We start from the raw sequence: 1,158 nt of genomic DNA on the forward strand, positions 1-1,158 counted from the left end.
TCGGGGTCGAGCCCGGCCGCCAGGCGGTGGAGCTGCTCGGCGTGCCACAGCAGGTTCAGCGCGCTGTCCACGGGCCGGATGTCGGTGACGCGCCCGACCAGGCCGCGGGCGCCGACCTGGATGAGCGGGGCGTCCAGCCGTTCCTGGCCGCGTTCGAGGAGGGCCCTGGGCGCGTCGGGGGTGAGGCAGGCCGGCCGCCCGATGCCGATGATGTCGCACTCCCGCCCGGCGAGGGCCCGCTCCATCGCGGTGCGCGTGCGGAAGCCGCCGGTGACGGCGATCGGCACGCGGCCGGCGATGCCGCGGACCGTCCGGGCGTAGTCCAGGAAGTACGCCTCCCGCGCCCGGGTGGACTCGGCCAGCACGCCCATCATGGCCGGGGCCTCGTACGAGCCGCCGCTGATCTCGATGAGGTCGATGCCCTCGGCGACCAGGGCGCCGATGACCTCGCGGGACTCGTCCTCGGTGAAGCCGCCGCGCTGGAAGTCGGCGGAGTTGAGCTTGATGCCGACGCAGAAGTCCGCGCCGACGCTCGCGCGGATGGCGCGCAGGACCTCGACCACGAAGGCGCGGCGGCGTTCGGGGTCGCCGCCCCAGGCGTCGTCGCGCCGGTTGGACCCGGGGGACAGGAACTGCGTGACGAGGTAGCCGTGGGCGCCGTGGATCTGCACCCCGTCGAATCCGGCGGCCTCGACGACGGCGGCGGCGGTGCCGAACCGCGCGATGATCTCGCGGATCTCCCCGTCGGTGAGGGCGCGGGGCTTGGCGGCGCCGGGGACGCGGGCGGCGATCGCGCTGGGCGCGACCGGGCGGTGCCGGCCGGCGCGCTGGTTGGCCTGCCGTCCCGGGTGGTTGAGCTGGACCCAGATCTGCCCGCCGTCCTCGTGGTAGCTCCCGGCCCAGCGGGCCAGCGCGGCCAGGTGCCGGCCGTCCTCGATGACGACCTGGCCGGGCTCGCTCAGGTGCCGGTGGTCGACCATGACGTTCCCGGTGACCAGCAGGCCGTATCCGCCGCCGCCCCACCGGCGGTAGAGGGTGGTGAGGCGGGTGCCGGGAGCGCCGCCGGGCTCGGCGAGGCCCTCGCTCAGCGCCGCCTTCATCAGCCGGTTGGGCAGGACCCGGCCCGAACGGAGGGTGAGGGCGGACGCCAGGTGGCCG

The 1,158-nt window shown here is 75.8% G+C and carries 1 protein-coding gene; it reads right to left on the reverse strand.

The genetic code is table 11. The annotated features are described in order from the left end of the window. Window positions 1-1,158: NADH:flavin oxidoreductase/NADH oxidase family protein (locus AB0881_RS41830; protein ID WP_366626465.1), on the reverse strand; the 1,158-nt coding region annotated here is incomplete at both ends.

The sequence above is a fragment of the Spirillospora sp. NPDC029432 genome, assembly GCF_040703975.1.
Lineage (GTDB): Bacteria > Actinomycetota > Actinomycetes > Streptosporangiales > Streptosporangiaceae > Spirillospora.